The 265-nt window shown below is 44.9% G+C and carries 1 rRNA gene; it reads right to left on the reverse strand.

Features of this window, described 5'->3' with window-relative positions:
* Nucleotides 1-153 precede the first annotated feature (153 nt).
* Nucleotides 154-265, reverse strand: a 5S ribosomal RNA gene (rrf, locus tag H5119_RS20260); the annotation flags it as partial.

Below are 265 nucleotides of genomic sequence, written 5' to 3' on the forward strand. Positions count from 1 at the left end.
GATGTCGTAGTGCCCACAGCGGTGGAGAGCCACATAGCAAATGCTACACTATCTTTGTGTCGCGATATGAGTGTGTATTAATTGCGCGTATTTTACTTTTCTGCAGACGTAAAAAAGCCCGAATCTTTAGATTCGGGCTCTCTACAATTTGAAGCCTGGTAATGTCCTACTTTCACATAGCAAATGCTACACTATCATCGGCGCTGTTTCGTTTCACTACTGAGTTCGGCATGGAATCAGGTGGGTCCAAAACGCTATTGTCACC

The sequence above is a fragment of the Pseudoalteromonas sp. SG45-5 genome, assembly GCF_014164085.1.
GTDB classification, from domain to species: domain Bacteria; phylum Pseudomonadota; class Gammaproteobacteria; order Enterobacterales; family Alteromonadaceae; genus Pseudoalteromonas; species Pseudoalteromonas aliena.